This is a genomic window from Salmonella sp. SA15303, from assembly GCF_029962125.1.
Classification (GTDB): Bacteria; Pseudomonadota; Gammaproteobacteria; order Enterobacterales; family Enterobacteriaceae; genus Salmonella; species Salmonella enterica.
The window spans coordinates 2,386,573-2,407,015 of sequence record NZ_CP123924.1 but is presented as its reverse complement, the minus strand read 5'-3'; the positions used below and the strand labels follow the sequence as shown (position 1 = coordinate 2,407,015).

The window sequence follows — 20,443 nt, the reverse complement described above, 5'->3', positions numbered from 1 at the left end:
GAGCTCCATTATGAGTGCATCACAAAACAAGAAGAAAACGCTGTCATTGGGTTTAGCGCTAATCCCAGTCATCTCCATGTTGTTATTGTTGATTATCGGTTACGGCATTATGGGGCTACGTATCGAACCGCTCCTTCTGTGCTCTGCGGCGGTAGCGGCAGGCATTGCATGGTGGCAAGGATACTGTTGGGAAGACATCATCAACTCAGTGGTGGATAAGCTGGCTAAAGCAATGCCGGTTATCATGATCCTGATCTGCGTGGGCGGTTTGATTGGCTCCTGGATGTTTAGTGGCACCATTCCCTACATGGTGTACTGGGGGCTAAAACTCATAAGCCCGGAATATATTTTGATTGCAGCCTTCTTTTTAACCAGCGTGGTCTCCGTCTGTACCGGTACATCGTGGGGATCCGCCGGGACGGTTGGCGTTGCGTTAATGGGGGTTGCCGCCGGGCTGGACGTGTCTCTTGCAGCAGCAGCTGGCGCCGTTGTTTCTGGCGCTTATTTCGGCGACAAAATCTCACCGTTGTCCGACTCGACTAACTTTGCCGCGATTGTCGCAGACACTACTCTGTTTGAGCATATTCAGCATTTACTTTGGACGACCCTGCCAAGTTTCCTGCTTGCCGCCGTGGTTTATCTTATCGCCGGACACAGTAATATGCTGGGCGAGGTGGCTACGCCGCAGCGCGTTACGGACATCATCCACTCGCTGGAGTCGCTATACCATTTTAATATTGTTCTTATTTTGCCGCCGGTGATCGTACTGTGGGGCGCAATTCGCAAAAAGCCTGTCATCCCATTAATGTTAAGCGCCTGCGTACTTGCCTTGTTCCTCGGCGTCATCATGCAGGGACTGAGCATCAAACAGGGACTGGACGCTTTCATTGATGGATTTGATATCGCCATGTTCCCACAAGGCGCAGAAGGTGTCGTGGCCGATGTTCCGCGCCTGCTAAACCGGGGCGGAATGTTCTCGATGATGGGAACAATACTGTTAGTTTTCTGCGCTTTTTCATTTGCCGGAGCGCTAACGTTAACCGGCGCGTTAACAATCATCATTAACCGACTGCTGACCATTATTCATAGCGTTGGTCAACTCATTGCCGCCACTATCGGCACCACAATTTTGGTCACAGGAGCGACCAGCGACGGTAAACTGGCATTGTTAGTTCCCGCCGAACTGTTTAAAGATGCCTATCGTCGTATGGGGCTGGATACTAAAAACCTTTCACGGACGATAGAAGATGCCGGTACCGTTATCGAACCTCTCCTGCCGTGGACCTCGGCTGGCGTCTACATGGCAACCACGCTGGGCGTTAGCACGCTTGATCTTCTGCCCTGGGCTATCCAATGCTATGCGGCAATCTTCTTCGCATTAATTTATGGTTTTAGCGGAATTGGTATTGCCAGAACTGCCTCCGCCTCAGAAAAGTCGCCGCAATCGTCAGTGACGGAATAATAAGGAAACAAGATGGATTTTAACCAGATTATCAATCGCAACAATACTGGTTCGGTAAAGTGGGATTTTATTGAGCGTCACTTTGGCGATGGCGCAGGGAAACTGCTGCCGATGTGGGTTTCTGATTTCGATTTTGCCTGCCCGCCTGAGGTTCAGGCGGCATTGCATCAGCGAATCGAGCACGGCGTATTTGGCTATAGCGAACGCGATGAGGCCTATTTTAACGCCCTGCTTCACTGGTTTTCATCACGCCACCAGCTCACGTTAAAACAAGAATGGGTATGCAGCGTGGAAGGCGTCGTACCAGGGTTGGCGCTCTTAGTGCAAATGTTGACGCATCCAGGCGACGGCGTAGTGGTACAGGGGCCATACTATGGCTCCTTCGCCAAAATAATCACGCTTAATGGTAGAAAACTGCTGGAGAATCCCCTTAGCGAGTCGCCGGACGATGGCTACCAGATGGATTTTTGCCAACTGGAAAGGCTGTTTCGCCATGAGCGCCCTCCGCTGATGATTTTGTGTAATCCACATAATCCAACCGGGCGTTGCTGGTCGGCCAACGAGCTGGAGCAACTGCTTTTATTATGTGAAGCTTATGATGTCACTCTCATCTCGGATGAAATATGGGCCGATCTATTGCTGCCCGGCGAAACCTTTACCTCGGTACTGCATTTAGGGGTGCGCTGGCATAAACGGGTCATCTCCGCCACTGCGGCCAGCAAAACGTTTGGCTTATCGTCGTTGCGAATTTCTAATTTTCTCATTCCCGATCCTACGCTTCGCCAGCGTTTCCTGTCTCGTCTGGACGCTCATGGGCTGGATGTCTTTAACGCCCTCTCCGTTCAGGCGGCGACTACCGCATGGAATGAAAGCAGACAGTGGCTGGATTCGCTACTGGATTACCTGGCGGAAAACCGCCGCTGGTTTGTTGAACATGCGACAGAGCACCTTCCCTGGGCAAGAATTGTCCCGGCGCAGGGAACCTATTTATTATGGATGGATTGTAAAAAACTGGGACTGGATGACGAACAGCTAAAATGGGTAATGGCGGATGTCGCGGGTATTGCTCCTTCAATGGGCAGCGGCTTTGGCCCGGCGGGCAGCGGATTTATCCGTTTAAATCTGGGATGTCCACGTACCTACCTTGAAATGGCAATAGACGGCCTGAAGCGAATATCGGTGAAGACAATCAAAGGAATACCAACAGGCGGATGAATTTTTCGGGCGGTAAACTGACAACGGTGTTATTTCTGCGGCATGATATCGCCTGAGCGCCAGTAAAAAACCGGCCATCAAGGCCGGTTGGGTCCGGAGCGCGGTTTTACTATCAGGGGCGTCTGAATAACACGATACTGCGCCCGGCCAGATCGAAATCCATTTCTTCGGTAATCCGCATTCCCTGCTGCGCGTTATCGGCAGTCGTCAGTTCAAGTACCCAGCCGCCTTCTCCCCACATCGGAATACGGAACGGTACGCTGCCTTCAAACGGATTGAAAAGCAGTAAGGCGTCATGCCAGATCCCCGCTTCCGGCTGAAGATCGGGACGACTAATACATACGCCTATGGTCGATCCCTCATCCCATTGTTCGGATTGCTGCGCCCCTCCGCCGGCGTTAAACCAGCGGATCTCCAGACCGTCACGCCAGCTCTCCCGGCGCAGCAACGGTTGCGTGGCGCGCAGTTGAATCAGATGACGGGTAAACTCCCGTAGCGCATTGGCGGTTTCCGGCAAATTATCCCAGTGGACCCACGATATTTCACTGTCCTGACAGTAGCCATTGTTATTGCCCATCTGACTGCGGCCAAACTCATCGCCCGCTAATAACATCGGCGTGCCGTGCGAGAAAAGCAAGGTGGTCAGGAAATTACGTTTCTGTCGCTCGCGTATCGCATTGATGCCCTCGTCGTCGGTTGGCCCTTCTGCGCCATAGTTACAGGAGCGGTTATCATTATGCCCGTCATTATTATCTTCGCCATTGGCTTCATTATGTTTGTCGTTATAAGACACCAGATCGTTCAGCGTGAAGCCGTCATGGGCAGTAATAAAGTTAACGCTTGACCAGGGGCGACGGCCGCGCAAATCATAGAGATCGCCGGAACCCAGCAGGCGTGCGGCGAAATCATTTGTGACGTTGTCACCTTTCCAGTATTCGCGTACCGTATCGCGGTATTTATCATTCCATTCGCCCCACCCTGGTGGAAAGCCGCCAACCTGATAGCCGCCCGGTCCGATATCCCAGGGTTCGCCAATCAGTTTCAGTTTTGCCAGCACCGGGTCTTGCGTTACCGCATCAAAAAAACCGCCTCTCTGATCAAAGCCTTCCGGCTCACGACCAAGAATGGTGCCCAAATCAAAACGAAAGCCGTCGACATGCATTGACTCCGCCCAATAGCGAAGGGAATCCATCACCATTTGCAGTACCCGTGGATGAGAGGTATTGACGGTATTACCTGTCCCTGTATCGTTAATGTAATAGCGATGCTGATCGGGCATCGTGCGATAGTAAGAGAAGTTATCGATACCTTTAAATGACAGCGTGGGGCCAAGTTCATTCCCTTCTGCCGTATGGTTATAGACCACATCCAGTATCACTTCGATGCCGGCATCATGGAAAGCGCGCACCATATCGCGGAATCCCTGAATACCTTTTGGACCATAGTAGCGCGTCGCCGGCGCAAAAAAGCCCAGCGAGTTGTATCCCCAGAAATTTTTCAGTCCTTTATCGAGCAGATGCTGATCGTCCGGGAACCAGTGAACGGGTAAAAGCTCGACGGAGGTAATCCCCAGACTTTTAATGTAATCCACGCTGGCTTTATGCCCCATGCCTTCAAACGTACCGCGTAGAGGCTCAGGGATCGCGGAATTAAGCTGGGTAAAGCCTTTTACATGCGTTTCATAAATAATGGCGTTCGACCACGGTATGGAAGGCCGTTGTCTATCCTCCCAGTTAGCCTCATCCGGATCAATCACCCGGCATTTAGGCGTAAATGGCGCGCTATCCTGGTCATCAAAGGTCAAATCTTTATCGTCATGAAGTAATTGATACGCGAAATGCGCATCGTTCCACTGAATATCGCCCACCAGCTCACGGGCATAAGGGTCAATAAGCAGCTTGTTGGGGTTAAAACGATGACCATTTTCCGGGTCATAAGGACCGTAAACGCGGTACCCATACAGCGCGCCGGGCTGCAACTTCGGGACATAGCCGTGCCATATTTCGTCAGTATATTCCGGTAACTCCAGACGAGCGATTTCATGCTCCCCGCTCGGATCGTAAAGGCAAAGCTCGACGCGTTCCGCATGGGCGGAAAAAATAGCGAAATTCACGCCTTCGCCGTCATAATTTGCGCCAAGCGTATGGCTGTATCCTGATCTGATTTCAAAAGCCCTGTTTGTTGTCATTCTCTTTCTCCACCCACGGTAAACGTTGTCCTGTCACGGCACATCAACACATAAACTCAGTCGCTCATTAAAACCAGTACGCCGCCCTGGTGTGAGGCCAACGACAGGCGTTCACCAGGCATTAACCTCTCCTGGGTAAGCACATTGCGATAACGATGCTGATTAAGCTGTCCGGGTATAATAATGTCGGTTCCTGACCAGAAACCGCTATGCGATTGTGACAATAAGCCGTCACATTCGGCGAACACCAGTCGGGGCGCAACAACAATCAGCGCATCATCATGATTGACTCTGGCGTAAGCGATGACCTTGTCGGCACGCTGACCAACAGCCCGCAGCGGTATATAGTCGCCAAAACGGAAGAGCTCATGATTCTGCTGACGCAGACGCAGTAATGCGGCGGTGACATACTGATTCACCTGCCCGTTCAGCCAACTCTCTTCGCGCGAGAAAACTCCCGGCGTCAGTTGGTCTAACTGCTGCGCCAGCGTGGCGAAATCCGGTTCGCGGCGGTTGTCGGGATCGACAAGACTAAAATTCAACGCCTCGCTTCCCTGATAGATATCAGGTACTCCCGGCGCGGTTAATTTGATAACGGTCTGCGTCAGGCTGTTAACCAGTCCTGCGCGGATGAAGGGTTGCAAGGAACGATAAAAATCCTGCAAAAATGTCTGATTATCCGGCGCCAGTAAATAACGGGCGTAATCAAGCATTGCCGTTTCGTAAGCCTCATTACTGTCCACCCAATCGGTACGCAGCTTCGCTTCGCGTAGCGCTTTCTCCACAAAGGCTTCAAAGCGTGTTTTCAGCGCGTTTAGGCCTGTTTCATCCTGTGGTTGTAGCACCGGGGGCCAGACGCCGGTCAGCGCCTGATATAACATCCACGTATCCGCCGATTTTGGCGCAGTGCCATCATTCAAAAATTTGACATGGGTCTGGTTCATCTGCCGCCAGCGGGCAAGGCATTCGCTCCACTGCTCCGGCGCTTCGGTAAGCGTATACAGGCGTGCTCGCGCATCCTCGCCTCGCTTGGTATCGTGGGTCGACGTACCGGATAACGCATCAGGCTGTCGCGCCTGTCGGGTTTTCATCTCATGGTGAAAGCGTTCGATGGAGAAGTGATGCGTGACGGGCTCGGCGCCGACTTCATTTAACGCCAGTCCCATGTTTTGACGAAAGAAAAGCGTATCCTCTACCGATTTCGCCATCAGCGGACCGGTGAGTTGCTGGAACCGAACGCGAAACTGTGTCGCCTCCTCCTGGCTGGAGGCGGGAACATCGCCGGTAAGAAGACGGCTCAGAAATGTAAGCGCTTCTGGCTGCGGAGGGGTTTCAAGCGTCTTTACCCGTTCCACAATACGGTGTAACAGGCAAATATCGGTCGGTGGTAGCCCTTCTGCCGTGCCGTAAGTGCGATATACGGGAAAGGCAATTAATAACTCGCGTAACGCCTGCCGAACGACGCTCTCTTCCTGTGCGATCTGTAGCTCGCTGGCAATCGACAGCGCAAGCGCGAGCAGCCGGGTAAATTCCCCCTCGAAATTGCGATCGACCATCAGCAATTTAGCCGCCCGTAATTCCGCCCGCATATCCACTGGCGCGCCTTTTACGGTCTCGTAAGCCTGGCGCAGATTGTCTATCTGCTCATCGTCAACCAGCACCTCCGCCAGCGAGGCGATAAATTCATAGCCTGTGGTGCCGGAAACCGGCCAGTCATCAGGAAGTTGCTCGCCTTTAGCGAGAATTTTTTCCACGGTGATATAGCACGCCGGCCCCACTTCCTGACGTAAACGCGCAAGATAGGCTTTCGGATCGGCAAGGCCGTCGATATGATCGATACGTAAACCGTCAACCGCCCCCGTTCTGACCAGCTCCAGAATCAGCCGATGTGTATCGTCGAAGACGGTTTTATCTTCCACCCGCATTCCTACCAGCCCTGTGACCTCAAAGAAACGCCGATATGAAAGCGAGCGAGCGGCATCGCGCCAGGACATTAATTTCCACGGCTGGCGCTCATGCAAATCAGCAATAGCGGCTTTATCGGTAAGCGCCAGTATTTCAGCCTCGCGCCCCTGCCACGTCGCCGGCGCAAGCGGATAATAGTTATCATAATAGGCGAACGCGGGTTTACCCGTAGCGGGATCGGGCTTGATCGCAATTTCTCCGTTTTCCAGCACGGCGTCAAACGTGTCGCCTAAAAAAGGCAGCGTCAGTCGGCGCGACCAGTCAATATCGAAATGGCGCGCGTAACGGCTCTCCTTGCCATATTCAAGCACGTCGCGCCACCAGGCGTTTTCCAGCGAGCTGGCCATGTGATTAGGCACAATATCGATGATCAATCCCAGACCTTGCGCTTTAAGTTCAGCCACCAGTCTTTCAAATCCTTCGCGCCCGCCAATAGAAGGCTCAATCTCATTCGCATCGGTGACATCATAACCATGCGTTGACGCTTTGGTGGCGGTAAAGATGGGTGAGGCATAAAGATGGCTGATACCCAGATTTTTAAGGTAAGGCACCAGCGCCGCAGCGCGATCGAAGGTCATGCCATTGCGAAACTGAAGGCGATACGTTGCAGTTGGGATCATGATGCAGACTCTCCCTGGGCTAAGCGGACAATAAGAGAATGTTGGGAAAGCGACCCGGTGGATTCATTCGGCCAGGCGAAGAGAGTCTTACCCGGTAAATCGGGCAGCAATACCGTCGTGGCGCTAATATTCAGCGCCAGTGACAGCGTTCCTCCCGGAAAACGCCAGCTAACGGCAATAAACCCGGGCGCGGTTTGCAATACCGTTCCTGAGCTCTCACGGGCAGCGGACAACAGCGGCACGATATGCTTCTGGCGCAAAAGCAGTAGTTCGCGGGTAAACGCCAGCCACGCTTTACCCTCTTCACTGTGCTGTTGCTTCCAGTTAAGTTTTGAGCGTTGAAAGGTCTCTGGCGCATTCGGGTCCGGAACATTTTCCCCTGCATGATCGGCAAACTCTTTTGCGCGACCTTCACGAACGGCGCGGGCTAAATCCCCATGGAAATCGGTAAAAAAAAGAAAAGGACGGCTTTCGCCATACTCTTCGCCCATAAAAAGCAGCGGAATATGCGGTGAAAGCAGCAACGTGGCGAGCAATACTTTTGTTCGTTCAGCACCCGCCAGGGTTATCAGTCTGTCGCCCTGGGCGCGGTTACCGACCTGATCGTGATTCTGAATAAAATCCACAAAAGCGACCGGGGGTTGTCCGGTACTTTTTACGCCGCGAGGTTCGCCGGTTTGCGGTGAAATTTCTCCCTGATAAGCGAATCCTTCGGCCAGCGCTCTTGCGAGGTGTTTTTCCGGGGCATCAGCAAAATCGTTGTAGTAGGCCTGGGTCTCTCCGGTCGCAAAAACGTGGACGGCATTATGAAAATCGTCATTCCATTCGGCGGTAAACAGCGGCGCATTGCCATCCTGATCTCGGGGATGCAGAGAAATAATATTGCGGCTATCTTCGGTGGTCAGATGAATGGGCCTGTCGGTAATGTCTTCCCGAATACGTTGTGCGATTTCAACCAGCACATGCCTGGCGCTACTGTCCTCAATCTGATCGATAGCGTCAAAGCGTAAGCCGTCGAGATGGTATTCTGTCAGCCAGTATAACGGCGCCTCGATGATATAGCGCCGCACGGCGTCGACATCATAGGCGATACCATTTCCCCACGGCGTCATGCGCTCTTTGTGGAAAAACGCCGGCGCCAATAGCGGTAAATAATTTCCTTCCGGGCCGAAATGGTTCAGCACAATATCCAGGACGACGGAAAGACCATACCCATGCGCGGCGTCAATAAACGCCTTGAAATCATCCGGCGTCCCATAGGCAGAATGCGGCGCGTAAAGCAGTACGCCGTCATAGCCCCAGCCACGCTCGCCGCCAAATTGCGCAACGGGCATCACTTCAATAACGGTAACGCCGAGTTCAGCGAGATAAGGCAGCTTCGCTATTGCGGCGCGGAAGGTGCCTTCCGGAGTGAACGTGCCTGTATGCATCTCATACACCACGGCCTGCTCCCAACGGCTACCTTTCCACCCGGTGTTGCGCCACGTGTAGCTGCCTGGATCAACCACATATGACGGACCGTTGACGTCAGTTTTTTGGGCGCGGGAAGCCGGATCGGGGACCACCATGCCATCGCTGAGTACAAAGTTATACTCCGTACCTGGCGTCACCCCGGCGACGTCCAGCGTAAACCAGCCGTCACCGTTCGCCTGCATTTCCTGATCTTTACCCGCAAGCCTGAGCATAACCTTTTGCTGACCGGTGGCCCAAAGACGAAAGCGGACAACATCAGCGGCGATATATTCAGCCCCCCAGCTTTTGCAAAAAATTTTTGAACTCATTTGTCGCTCCGTTTAACCCATAACCTCTACAACATCCGAAGAACAAGCATAGACTATGGGGCTAATCTTTACGTGACGCTGTCACTTAACAGGCATTCTTTTTCGTATCTGCGTGTAAAACCGTGGAATTATTGTCGGGATTGCTCAGATGTACCGAAGTGCGCGGTATCGCCTCGCCCGTGTTCGCCAGAGCCCTGAACACGCTGTAGCTGGATAACCTCTCCCTGCTCCCAGGCGTTAGCCCCCTTAACAACGGGATGTTCAGGCAGATCCTGCCGCTCGCGTTTAATGGCTTGGGTATCAATTCCCAGACGGCGATCCCGATCGGCCAGCAGCGCGGGGTCAAGCTGCCCGTCGCCAGTAAAGCCCATCATCAGCGCAGGGATACCCATTGGCAGGGTTTTATCCCGGTCGGTATGCCAGGTGTGCCAGGTCTTGCCATAAGTATTAACAATCTTACTCATCAACGCTTTATCAGCGACCTGCGGTAAGCCAGGCGCCACCAGGCTACCGGATTTCACCTCGTACTGGTGGCTGTGCCACAGTTTTTTCTCCTCGGGAGGAAGCGTTTTAAATAAACGTTCGCTGATAATGTACTCCACCCCCATCAGGCGCGCGTTTTTCGTATTGCCGTCGTAAATCACCGCCTGCATGACATCTTCGTTCAGGACGGTAACGTAATGGTGCGCTTCCATCTGTCCGTTTTTATCACCGCTATAAAAATGGAACCCGTCAAGGTAGGTACTGATGGCATCGACAGGTGGTCTGGATTGAATAGCCGCCGCGCCTGTTTCCAGGGTACGTAATTTGGCAGAGGTTTTTTCCCCGGGAATAGGTGTTTGCGGCGGCGTATTATTGGCGCCGCATCCGGCCAGAAAAGGAATGATAAAGAGTGCCAGCGGTAAAATTTTCATTAGGTCTCCATATAGTGAAAGGGCTCTAATGAAAATAGTGCAATACCACGTGATTGGTAGAAGAAATGGAAGATGTTATTTGTGACGGTGTCACAAATAGTAAAACCCGACACACAGGCCGGGTTTTGATATCAGTTTACTCTTATTTTGAGAGTTCTTTCTTGATTTCGTCTTTTATTTTGCTTAATTCACTCTGCGGGTTTTTCTTACAAAGCTCAACGGCTAGCGGCACTGCTGTCGTCTCAGTTTCCTGGAAATCTACGTAGTCCCCGCCTTTAAAATCTTCATCTTCATTCAGCACCCAGAAAGCGACTGGCGCCATCGTCTGCGGATTGAGGTCAACAAACTCCTGGCAGCTCATACCTTTAGGCGTAACGTTTGTTTTAGTAGTATCTGTTGCCGCATTCACGCTAACACTGGTTACCAGCGCTGCCACGATAATACCTGCTGTAGCAAGGGAGAATTTATTCATTGTTGTTGCTCCAATAATTATATAAATAACCTCTACATCTGCGCGTTAACCCGTTAATGTAGAACACAGAAAATAATACCCCTCCTCTCTCAGGAATAAAGATCACCCTCCGTGATATGGCTATTATTGATATTTACGTTGACTGATTTTGATGTTTGATGAATAAAGCAACATGGCGAGCAGATTTTAAGGCGAAAAAGTAGGCCACGACAATAGCCGCAGACGTGGTCTACGGCGCGTTGAGGTGATAGAAATACGGCAGGATCTCAGATAGACCGGGAGCGAGTCCTCCGTCTGAAAGTATATTCATCAGCCCGATCAACCCATCGTTACCGGGCTGGAGAGGTTATCAGGCGTTAAGCTGGTAGTCGAGGGTGATTTCCGCATTCAGAACCTGCGATACCGGGCACCCGGCTTTTGCTTTCTGGATGATTTGATCGAAAGTTGAAGCATCAATATCTGCTACCGCGACTTTGCTTTGTAGCGCAATTTTGGTAATGGCGAAGCCCGCCTCCACCTTATCAAGCGATACGTCAGCGGTGGTGTCAATGGATGTCGGCGTAAATCCAGCCTCTCCCAGCATGAGTGATAGCGCCATGGAGAAACAGGCCGCATGTGCGGCGCCAATTAACTCTTCCGGGTTGGTTCCCTGCGCGCCTTCGAACCGGGTATTGAATCCATACGGTTGTTGATTAAGCACGCCGCTTTCTGTTGATACAGTACCTTTACCCCGTTTGATGTCGCCTTCCCAGTGTGCCTGACCTTTCTTATGGATTGTCATTTTTGCTCTCCTGTTGGCTCAAAAAATAAAGTATAGACCATGCTGCTAATCTGCGTTGTCCATGCCGATGGAGGTAGCATGTTGTCGATTACCCGCACTTCAGATATAGAAAATAGTTGTATGTTTTTTCAGTGATGAATATTAAACCAACAGGGCTCCCTTTCTTTAAAGAATATATCCCTCCTTTTGTCCTTACTTTTTCTTCTGGAGGCGTATTCCATTATGTATATTTTATATGTATATTGAGATTTATCCTATCCCATTGTAATAAAGGATAAAAATCACAATAAGTAGCCTTTTAAATGTATATTAATTGACCACTATTTGTATGAGGATATGTAATTGGCAAACGTAATATATTTTCTTCAGGGGTAAACAATTAGAGTTCCGCCTTGCGTTAAAATAACTCCAGGACTAATCTTAACCACAGCCGCAAAAATATTTGCCATGCTGAATACGAATTAATTTTCTGCGAGCCGTACTAAATAAATACATGTTCACGGAGGCATTATATGTTTACTTATCACTCAGCAAATACCTCAGCAGCACAACCGGCCCTGGTCAACGCGATTGAACAAGGATTACGCGCGGAGTTAGGCGTTGTCACTGAAGATGATATTTTAATGGAGCTGACCAAATGGGTTGAGGCTTCCGACAATGACATCCTCAGTGACATCTACCAGCAGACCATCAACTATGTGGTAAGCGGGCAGCACCCGACTCTGTAAAACCTGCTATGCTGTATCGGCAACCTTAGGGGTTACGTTTCTTTCGCGTAAGCGAATTTGTCCTTAAAACTAGCAACAGGATTGAGGAGTTAACATGAAATCGAACCGTCAGGCTCGTCATATACTTGGACTGGATTACAGAATTTCCAACCAGCGTAAGGTTGTTACTGAAGGCGACACCAGCAGCGTGGTGAATAACCCAACCGGCAGAAAGCGCCGCGCCGACAGCCAAAAGTAATCGTACAGTCCTGAAATGACGTTAAACACCATTGCATCTGCAATGGTGTTTTTGTTTATAGGAATGACCTTAACGTCTCACAATGCTTTATACTCAGGGTCGGTTCCCTGGTGGAAGGCAATATATGATGATAAACGACGGTGCCAGGGACAGTTATTCGAAAAAGAGTGAGTAACATGGAAACTACAACCAAGAAAGCACGTTCCCTTTATATCCCTTACGCTGGCCCTGTATTGCTGGAATTCCCCCTGTTAAACAAAGGCAGCGCTTTTAGCGTAGAAGAGCGCCGCAACTTCAATTTGTCAGGGCTGCTGCCAGAGGTCGTCGAGTCGATTGAAGAACAGGCCGAACGCGCCTGGCTCCAGTATCAGGGGTTTAAAACAGAAATCGATAAGCATATTTACCTGCGTAACATCCAGGATACCAACGAAACGCTCTTTTATCGACTGGTGCAAAACCATCTTGAAGAGATGATGCCGGTTATCTATACCCCGACCGTGGGCGCGGCCTGTGAGCGCTTCTCTGAGATTTATCGCCGGGCGCGCGGCGTATTTATCTCTTATCCGAACCGTCACAATATGGACGACATTTTGCAGAATGTGCCTAACCACAACATTAAAGTTATTGTGGTGACGGATGGCGAGCGGATTCTGGGGCTTGGCGATCAGGGCATCGGCGGAATGGGGATACCTATCGGTAAGCTGTCATTATACACCGCCTGCGGCGGCATTAGTCCGGCCTATACCCTTCCCGTTGTGCTGGATGTCGGCACCAACAATCAACAGTTACTCAACGATCCGCTTTACATGGGCTGGCGTCATCCGCGCATTACCGACGATGAGTATTATGCGTTTGTCGATGAGTTTATTCAGGCCGTTAAGCAGCGCTGGCCAGATATCCTGCTACAGTTCGAAGATTTCGCGCAGAAAAACGCAATGCCGCTGTTGACGCGCTATCGTGATGAGATTTGCTCCTTTAACGATGATATTCAGGGCACCGCAGCCGTGACCGTCGGTACGTTGATCGCCGCCAGCCGCGCTGCCGGCAGTCAGCTTAGCGAGCAGAAAATCGTTTTCCTCGGCGCGGGTTCCGCCGGATGTGGGATTGCTGAACAGATCATCGCGCAGACTCAGCGTGAAGGTTTAAGCGAAGATGCCGCTCGACAGAACGTTTTTATGGTTGATCGCTTCGGCCTGTTGACGGACCGGATGCCTAATTTATTGCCGTTCCAGGCAAAACTGGTGCAGAAATGCGACAATCTCCAGCACTGGGATACCGAAAATGACGTGTTGTCGCTGCTGGATGTGGTGCGTAACGTGAAGCCGGATATTCTGATCGGGGTTTCCGGCCAGACCGGGCTCTTTACTGAAGAGATCATCCGCGAGATGCATAAGCATTGCCCTCGCCCGATCGTCATGCCGCTCTCTAATCCCACCTCTCGCGTGGAGGCCACGCCACAGGACATTATCGCCTGGACGGAAGGCAACGCGCTGGTGGCAACCGGCAGCCCATTCTCGCCGGTCATCTGGAAAGATAAGGTTTATCCGATCGCACAATGTAATAACGCCTATATTTTCCCCGGCATCGGACTTGGGGTTATCGCTTCCGGCGCATCGCGCATTACTGATGAAATGCTGATGTCAGCCAGTGAGACGCTGGCGAAACATTCTCCGCTGGTGAATAACGGCGAAGGATTAGTGTTGCCAGCGCTTAAAGACATCCAGGTCGTGTCGCGCGCTATCGCTTTTGCCGTAGGTAAAATGGCGCAGCAACAAGGCGTAGCGGTGAAAACCTCTGCGGAAGCGCTGCAACAGGCGATTGACGATAACTTCTGGAAACCGGAATACCGCGACTACCGTCGGACTTCCATTTAATACGTACCCGGCGGTGAATGCCGCCGGATATCACTTTCTTCTTTAGTTTTGGTGAGTCTGTCGACACACCTGAATTCCTTTCCCTGCTTATTTGTCAAGCTACTAATATTAGCCACCTTTATGTATTGAACGGGGATTTATCAGGATAATCCTGGCTAAACTATTACATTGTATTTCTGCCGCCTTGCATAACTCATCAGAAATATTAATCCTAAAGAGGTAATAGCGCCTTACCTGCTATTACTTACCTGCTATGCAGTTCACTATTAATAAAAGGAGAAGGTTATGAAAGCTGCTGTTGTCACACAAGATCATCAGGTTGATGTTACTGAGAAAACGCTGCGTCCCCTTCGCCACGGTGAAGCTTTGCTAAAAATGGAGTGCTGCGGCGTATGCCATACCGATCTACACGTGAAAAACGGCGATTTCGGTGACAAAACCGGCGTTATTCTGGGACACGAAGGCATTGGCGTCGTGGCGGAAGTCGGTCCTGGTGTCACCTCGCTGAAACCCGGCGATCGCGCGAGTGTCGCGTGGTTTTATGAAGGATGCGGACACTGTGAGTATTGCAATACGGGCAATGAAACCTTATGCCGCAACGTGAAAAATGCCGGTTACACGGTAGATGGCGGTATGGCCGAAGAGTGTATTGTCGTCGCGGATTATGCGGTGAAAGTACCGGAAGGTCTGGACTCTGCAGCGGCAAGTAGTATTACCTGCGCGGGCGTTACCACCTATAAAGCGGTGAAGATTTCTCATATTAAACCTGGCCAGTGGATTGCCATCTACGGTCTGGGCGGTCTGGGTAATCTGGCCTTGCAGTACGCGAAAAACGTTTTCAATGCGAAAGTGATCGCCATTGATGTCAATGATGGACAACTGAAACTGGCCGAGGAAATGGGCGCAGATCTGACCATTAATTCACGTACGGAAGATGCGGCTAAAATTGTGCAGGAAAAAACCGGTGGCGCGCACGCAGCGGTGGTTACCGCGGTCGCTAAGGCGGCGTTTAATTCCGCAGTAGATGCCGTTCGCGCCGGAGGCCGCGTGGTGGCAGTCGGGTTGCCGCCAGAAGCCATGAACCTTGATATCCCTCGCCTGGTGCTGGATGGCATTCAGGTTGTCGGTTCGTTGGTGGGGACACGCCAGGATCTGACCGAAGCCTTCCAGTTTGCGGCGGAAGGAAAAGTCGTGCCAAAAGTCGCTTTACGTCCGCTTGAAGATATCAACGTTATTTTTAAAGAGATGGAACAGGGACAAATTCGTGGCCGTATGGTCATCGATTTCCGTCGTTAAACGATTTGCTGTGGTCGTCTGAGTATACAGACAGCAGATGAAAACAAGGCGCTACCAGGATAGCGCCTTGTTTATCAGATTGCGAAAGAATTACTGAATACCTTCTTCGCTCTCTTTTTTTGCTTCCGCCTTCTCGATTTCACGATACCAGCGTGGATGATGTTTCTTCGCCCAGCGACGGCTGACCTTCCCTTCGATCATGCCTTTAATCGAGCCTTTCACCCAAAATGCCATATACATATGGATGAGGATCGCGTGCATTAAAATAATGCCCGCCGCCGCATGAATCAACAGGCTATAACGCACCACCTGCATGGGGAAATACTGCGCGAAATACGGACGCCAGATAATCACGCCAGTCACCAGCAGCACAAAAATCATGCTCATAATGGACCAGAACATCATCTTCTGTCCGGCATTGTATTTACCGACATCCGCCACCTTATGCTCATTGCCTTTCAATACTTCGACAATATTTTTCAGCCACGGAATATCTTTTTTATCCGGGATGTTGTGGTGGACGAAACGCACGAACATAAACATCAGCGCGATGAAGATGGCAATACCGAAGAACGGGTGCAAAATACGTCCCATCTGCGGCGTGCCGAAAGTTTGCGTCAACCATTGTAGCGTCGGGAAGAAAAACGAAATCCCCGACAGCGCTACCAGGAAGAAGCAGATCACCACCGTCCAGTGACAGGCGCGGTCGACAAATTTCGTGCGCACAATCATTTTCGACTTACTCATGATGATCCTCCTCATCGTCGTCCGTTTCTTTATTCGGGCCAATACCGATGTAGTGGTAAATCAGACCGGCGAAAGTGGCGATAAAGCCCGCTGCGGCCAGCGGTTTTAGCGCCCCTTTCCACAGATTGATTGAGGTATCGATCTGCGGATCTTTCGGCAAGCCGTGGTACAACTCCGGCTGATTGGCATGGTGCAGCACATACATGACGTGCGTACCGCCGACGCCCTGCGGGTTGTAGATACCGGCATGTTCAAAGCCGCGCGCTTTTAACTTCTCCACGCGTTGCTCACCCAGTTCCAGCATCTCTTTTTTGGTGCCGAAGTGAATAGCCCCGGTCGGACAAGTTTTGACGCAGGCCGGTTCCTGGCCCACGCTGACGCGATCGACGCAGAGCGTACATTTATAAACGCGGTTGTCCTCTTTGTTGAGGCGCGGAATATTAAACGGACACCCGGCGATACAGTAACCACAGCCGATACAGTGTTCAGATTGAAAATCAACAATCCCGTTCGCGTACTGGATGATAGCCCCGGCAGATGGACAGGCTTTAAGACAGCCTGGATCTTCACAGTGCATACAACCATCTTTACGAATCAGCCACTCCAGCTTGCCGTTCTGCTCGGTTTCGGTAAAGCGCATCACCGTCCAGGACTTGGCGCTGAGATCGGCAGGGTTATCGTACACCCCGACACAATGACCAACGTTATCGCGAATATCGTTCCATTCAGAACAGGCTACCTGGCAGGCTTTACAGCCGACACAGGAGGAGACGTCGATCAGTTTCGCGACTTCGGCTTTGTAATCACGCGCCTGCGGAGGCGGCGTGATGGCGTTTGTTGCGGACCGTTTAATAATGTCCTGCGTTTCCATAGACATATGTTCGCCTCCCTTACGCCTTCTCGATGTTAACTAAAAACGCTTTGTATTCCGGCGTTTGCGAGTTGGCATCACCGACATTTGGCGTCAGAGTATTGGCGATATAGCCTTTGCGCGCGACACCCTCAAAGCCCCAGTGAATCGGGATCCCCACCGTTTCAACCTGCTGACCGTTGACATGCAGGGTGCGAAGACGACGAGTTACCACCGCGACCGCGCGAATAAACCCGCGTTTACTGCTCACCTTCACATAGTCGCCGTTAGCGATACCTTTCGCTGCCGCCAGCGTCTCACTGATCTCCACAAACTGTTCCGGCTGAGCGATAGCGTTAAGTAGCGCATGTTTGGTCCAGGTATGGAAATGCTCTGTGAGGCGGTAAGTCGTGCCCACGTACGGAAACTGCTCCTTCTTACCCATGCGCAGCGCATCTTCTTCATACAGACGCGCCGCCGGGTTCGAGACCACATTCGGGTGCAGCGGGTTAGTGCCCAGCGGCGTTTCCATCGGCTCGTAGTGTTCAGGGAACGGCCCTTCCGCCATTTTATCAATAGCAAACAGACGTCCCAGCCCTTCCGGCTGCATGATAAATGGATTGGTCCCGCTCCCCGGCGCCGCGTTGTTAAAGTCCGGAATATCGTTCCCTGTCCACTTCGCGCCGTTCCACTGGATCAGCATCCGTTTTGGATCCCACGGTTTACCCTGCGGATCCGCCGAAGCGCGGTTATACAATACGCGACGGTTTAGCGGCCATGCCCACGCCCAACCCAGAGTATTGCCAAGCCCTGACGGGTCGGCGTTATCACGTCTGGACATCTGGTTGCCCTGCTCCGTCCAGCTACCGGTATAAATCCAGCAGGAGGAGGATGTCGTACCGTCATCGCGCAGTAATGCAAAACTGCTCAACAACTGGCCTTTCCTGGCAAGCAGTGTACCGTTGGCGTCATAGAGATCTTCCAGCGCATAGCCGTTGTTCTCTTTCGCCACTTCTTCCGAATGCGGTTCATCCGGCTGCTTGTAGTTCCAGCTCATCTTCAATAGTGGTTCGGCGCCTTTACCGCCTTCTGCGCGATACATTTCACGCAGACGATGGTAAATACCGGCCAGAATCTCGCCGTCGTTACGCGCTTCGCCCGGCGCGTCCTGACCTTTCCAGTGCCACTGTAACCAGCGACCGGAGTTAGCGATAGAGCCATCCTCTTCCGCAAAACAGGTAGACGGCAGACGGAAGACTTCGGTCTGAATCGTTGTCGGATCGACATCATTAGATTCGCCGTGGTTCTGCCAGAACGTTGACGTTTCAGTCACCAGCGGATCGATAACGACCAGATACTTCAGTTTGCTTAAGCTTTGCACCACTTTGTTTTTGTCCGGGAAGGACGCCACCGGGTTAAAGCCCTGACAGAAATAGCCGGTGACTTTCCCGCTATCCATCATGTTGAAATATTTGATCACGTCATAGGACTGATCCCACTTAGGCAGCCAGGCAAAGCCCCAGTCATTCTCTTGCTGCGCCGCATCGCCATAGAAAGATTTCATCAGGCTGACGAAGAACTTAGGATAATTACCCCAGTAGTTGACCTGATCGGCCAGCGTCGCTTTGGGGGTATTCGCTGCCAGATAAGTTTGCAGATCGGCCTGTTTTTCCGATGGCAGCGTCAGATAACCCGGCAGGCTGGTGGAGAGCAGTCCTAAATCCGTTAAGCCCTGAATATTAGAGTGGCCGCGCAAGGCGTTCACACCGCCGCCAGCCATCCCCATATTGCCGAGCAGCAACTGGATCATCGCCATAGTACGGATGTTCTGCGCCCCGACGGTATGTTGCGTCCAGCCCAGCGCATACAGGAAGGTGGTAGTGCGATCCGGAACGCTGGTAGAGGCCAACACCTCACACACCTTCAGGAAATCCGCTTTCGGCGTACCGCAGATGTTTTCCACGACGTCCGGCGTGTAGCGCGAAACGTGCTGCTTCAGCAGATTCCACACACAGCGTGGGTGCGTCAACGTTTCATCACGTTTGGCATAGCCGTTTTCATCAAACTGGTAGTTCCAGGAGGATTTATCGTACTGACGCTTTTGGGCGTCATAGCCGCTGAAAAGACCGTCATCAAAGGCAAAATCATCCCGCACCAGCAGGCTGGCGTTGGTGTAATGCTTAACGTATTCAGCGTTGATTTTGTTATTTTCGATCAGGTACAGCAAAACGCCGGACAGAAAGGTAATGTCTGTACCGGAACGTATTGGCGCATAGATATCCGCCACCGACGCCGTACGCGTAAAGCGTGGATCAACGACAATCAGCGTCGCATCGTTATTGTTTTTCGCTTCCATCGCCCAGCGGAAACCCACCGGATGCGCTTCTGCGGCATTGCCGCCCATCACCATCACGACGTTGGCGTTTTTAATATCCACCCAGTGGTTGGTCATCGCACCGCGACCAAATGTTGGAGCAAGACTTGCTACCGTTGGTCCGTGTCAAACGCGCGCCTGGTTATCTACCGCCAGCATACCGAGAGAACGCGCAAACTTCTGCGTCAGCATACCCGTTTCATTGCTGGCCGCCGAGGCGCACAGCATTCCGGTAGAGAGCCAGCGGTTAACCGTGACGCCCTGCTCATTCTTTTCAATAAAGTTGGCGTCGCGGTCGGCTTTCATTAATTTAGCAATACGAGTGAAAGCGTCATCCCAGCTAATGCGCTGCCACTTGTCGGAACCCGGCGCGCGGTATTCCGGATAGCGTAGGCGATCTTCACTGTGAACATAGTCCAGCAAACCGGCCCCTTTCGGGCACAGCGCGCCACGGCTTACCGGATGATCCGGGTCGCCTTCAATATGGTAAATCGCTTCTTTCGCGTTTTTTGCCCCATCTCCCAGGCTATACATTAATAGCCCGCAACCTACGGAACAGTATGTGCAGGAGTTACGGATCTCTTTTGCGCGCAACAGCTTATAGTTTCGCGCCTGAGCCAGGGCCATTTTAGGGGTAAAACCCAGTGCGGCCACCGTTGTTCCCGCCATACCGCCCGCGCAGATTTTAAAAAATTGTCTGCGGCTGACGTCCATTGCTTTCCTCTTTTTTCCACGGATGCACGCCTCCTTCGAACTGCAGCAAAACCTCAGCCCAGGATGCGTGTATAACTTCGCGAGGAAACTAACAGCAAAATCGATAACTTTTTTGCGTCAAATCAATATTGAAACGGTTCCGCTATTAAATAGCCCTATTTTTAAACTGCAATAACTCCAGGGAGGTACTAAAAAATGACACTGCATGGCATCGCCCTCGGAAA

The 20,443-nt window shown here is 51.7% G+C and carries 15 protein-coding genes; 6 read left to right on the top strand and 9 right to left on the bottom strand.

The features are described 5' to 3' along the window. Window positions 1-10 precede the first annotated feature (10 nt). Both nhaC and QEN31_RS11740 read left to right on the top strand, forming a co-directional pair. Complete coding sequence (nhaC, locus tag QEN31_RS11745) at window positions 11-1,462, top strand: Na+/H+ antiporter NhaC (RefSeq protein WP_001276616.1); 1,452 nt, start codon at window positions 11-13, stop codon at window positions 1,460-1,462. A 12-nt stretch (window positions 1,463-1,474) separates the two neighbouring features. Further along, window positions 1,475-2,677: a MalY/PatB family protein gene (locus QEN31_RS11740; protein WP_000347159.1), complete on the top strand. Its 1,203-nt coding sequence runs from the start codon at window positions 1,475-1,477 to the stop codon at window positions 2,675-2,677. A gap of 112 nt (window positions 2,678-2,789) precedes the next feature. On the opposite strand, the gene glgX is transcribed toward QEN31_RS11740, so the two are convergent. The 6 genes from glgX to QEN31_RS11710 form a co-directional block, all read right to left on the bottom strand. Continuing rightward, a complete protein-coding gene (glgX, locus tag QEN31_RS11735) occupies window positions 2,790-4,865 on the bottom strand; it encodes a glycogen debranching protein GlgX (protein ID WP_000210601.1) in 2,076 nt (691 codons plus the stop codon). A gap of 56 nt (window positions 4,866-4,921) precedes the next feature. Next, on the bottom strand, window positions 4,922-7,450 hold the full coding sequence (gene treY, locus QEN31_RS11730) for a malto-oligosyltrehalose synthase (protein ID WP_000613145.1): 2,529 nt from the start codon (window positions 7,448-7,450) through the stop codon (window positions 4,922-4,924). Then, window positions 7,447-9,231: a malto-oligosyltrehalose trehalohydrolase gene (gene treZ / locus QEN31_RS11725; RefSeq protein WP_000095534.1), complete on the bottom strand. Its 1,785-nt coding sequence runs from the start codon at window positions 9,229-9,231 to the stop codon at window positions 7,447-7,449. The genes treY and treZ overlap by 4 nt, the downstream gene beginning before the upstream one ends. Window positions 9,232-9,359: 128 nt before the next feature. Further along, window positions 9,360-10,145: an OBAP family protein gene (locus QEN31_RS11720; protein ID WP_000698598.1), complete on the bottom strand. Its 786-nt coding sequence runs from the start codon at window positions 10,143-10,145 to the stop codon at window positions 9,360-9,362. Between the two features lie 142 nt (window positions 10,146-10,287). Next, on the bottom strand, window positions 10,288-10,617 hold the full coding sequence (gene hdeB, locus QEN31_RS11715) for an acid-activated periplasmic chaperone HdeB (protein WP_001032161.1): 330 nt from the start codon (window positions 10,615-10,617) through the stop codon (window positions 10,288-10,290). Window positions 10,618-10,966: 349 nt separating this feature from the next. Next, window positions 10,967-11,398 (bottom strand): OsmC family protein, encoded by a 432-nt coding sequence (locus QEN31_RS11710; protein WP_000152297.1) that lies wholly within the window; start codon window positions 11,396-11,398, stop codon window positions 10,967-10,969. A 512-nt stretch (window positions 11,399-11,910) separates the two neighbouring features. On the opposite strand from QEN31_RS11710, the gene bdm reads away from it, so the two are divergent. The 4 genes from bdm to adhP all read left to right on the top strand — a co-directional run bounded on the left by bdm (window position 11,911) and on the right by adhP (window position 15,534). Then, window positions 11,911-12,126, top strand: coding sequence for a biofilm-dependent modulation protein (gene bdm, locus QEN31_RS11705; RefSeq protein WP_000495700.1), 216 nt, complete (start codon window positions 11,911-11,913; stop codon window positions 12,124-12,126). A gap of 94 nt (window positions 12,127-12,220) precedes the next feature. Beyond that, window positions 12,221-12,364, top strand: a complete 144-nt coding sequence (gene sra / locus QEN31_RS11700; RefSeq protein WP_000841559.1) for a stationary-phase-induced ribosome-associated protein — start codon at window positions 12,221-12,223, stop codon at window positions 12,362-12,364. A gap of 176 nt (window positions 12,365-12,540) precedes the next feature. Beyond that, window positions 12,541-14,238, top strand: a complete 1,698-nt coding sequence (locus QEN31_RS11695) for an NAD-dependent malic enzyme (protein ID WP_000450511.1) — start codon at window positions 12,541-12,543, stop codon at window positions 14,236-14,238. A 285-nt stretch (window positions 14,239-14,523) separates the two neighbouring features. After that, window positions 14,524-15,534 (top strand): alcohol dehydrogenase AdhP, encoded by a 1,011-nt coding sequence (gene adhP / locus QEN31_RS11690; RefSeq protein ID WP_000642447.1) that lies wholly within the window; start codon window positions 14,524-14,526, stop codon window positions 15,532-15,534. 90 nt (window positions 15,535-15,624) lie between these two features. Here adhP and fdnI read toward each other — a convergent pair whose 3' ends face one another. Genes fdnI through fdnG form a run of 3 tightly spaced genes read right to left on the bottom strand, consistent with a single transcriptional unit; the run spans window position 15,625 to window position 20,219 of the window. Further along, entirely contained in the window at window positions 15,625-16,281 is a 657-nt protein-coding gene (gene fdnI, locus QEN31_RS11685) for a formate dehydrogenase-N subunit gamma (RefSeq protein WP_000045657.1), read from the bottom strand. Beyond that, window positions 16,274-17,158 (bottom strand): formate dehydrogenase subunit beta, encoded by an 885-nt coding sequence (fdxH, locus tag QEN31_RS11680; RefSeq protein WP_000061599.1) that lies wholly within the window; start codon window positions 17,156-17,158, stop codon window positions 16,274-16,276. Before fdxH ends, fdnI begins: the two co-directional genes overlap by 8 nt. Before the next feature lie 13 nt (window positions 17,159-17,171). Beyond that, entirely contained in the window at window positions 17,172-20,219 is a 3,048-nt protein-coding gene (fdnG, locus tag QEN31_RS11675; RefSeq protein ID WP_010989019.1) for a formate dehydrogenase-N subunit alpha, read from the bottom strand. Window positions 20,220-20,443: the final 224 nt, after the last annotated feature.

Excerpts from the sequence above, each read along its gene's own strand:
- bdm (WP_000495700.1), top strand. The coding sequence starts at position 11,911 with ATGTTTACTTATCACTCAGCAAATACCTCAGCAGCACAACCGGCCCTG.
- treZ (WP_000095534.1), bottom strand. The coding sequence starts at position 9,231 with ATGAGTTCAAAAATTTTTTGCAAAAGCTGGGGGGCTGAATATATCGCC.
- fdnI (WP_000045657.1), bottom strand. The coding sequence starts at position 16,281 with ATGAGTAAGTCGAAAATGATTGTGCGCACGAAATTTGTCGACCGCGCC.
- glgX (WP_000210601.1), bottom strand. The coding sequence starts at position 4,865 with ATGACAACAAACAGGGCTTTTGAAATCAGATCAGGATACAGCCATACG.
- treY (WP_000613145.1), bottom strand. The coding sequence starts at position 7,450 with ATGATCCCAACTGCAACGTATCGCCTTCAGTTTCGCAATGGCATGACC.
- QEN31_RS11695 (WP_000450511.1), top strand. The coding sequence starts at position 12,541 with ATGGAAACTACAACCAAGAAAGCACGTTCCCTTTATATCCCTTACGCT.
- QEN31_RS11710 (WP_000152297.1), bottom strand. The coding sequence starts at position 11,398 with ATGACAATCCATAAGAAAGGTCAGGCACACTGGGAAGGCGACATCAAA.
- hdeB (WP_001032161.1), bottom strand. The coding sequence starts at position 10,617 with ATGAATAAATTCTCCCTTGCTACAGCAGGTATTATCGTGGCAGCGCTG.
- nhaC (WP_001276616.1), top strand. The coding sequence starts at position 11 with ATGAGTGCATCACAAAACAAGAAGAAAACGCTGTCATTGGGTTTAGCG.
- QEN31_RS11740 (WP_000347159.1), top strand. The coding sequence starts at position 1,475 with ATGGATTTTAACCAGATTATCAATCGCAACAATACTGGTTCGGTAAAG.
- QEN31_RS11720 (WP_000698598.1), bottom strand. The coding sequence starts at position 10,145 with ATGAAAATTTTACCGCTGGCACTCTTTATCATTCCTTTTCTGGCCGGA.
- sra (WP_000841559.1), top strand. The coding sequence starts at position 12,221 with ATGAAATCGAACCGTCAGGCTCGTCATATACTTGGACTGGATTACAGA.
- adhP (WP_000642447.1), top strand. The coding sequence starts at position 14,524 with ATGAAAGCTGCTGTTGTCACACAAGATCATCAGGTTGATGTTACTGAG.
- fdxH (WP_000061599.1), bottom strand. The coding sequence starts at position 17,158 with ATGTCTATGGAAACGCAGGACATTATTAAACGGTCCGCAACAAACGCC.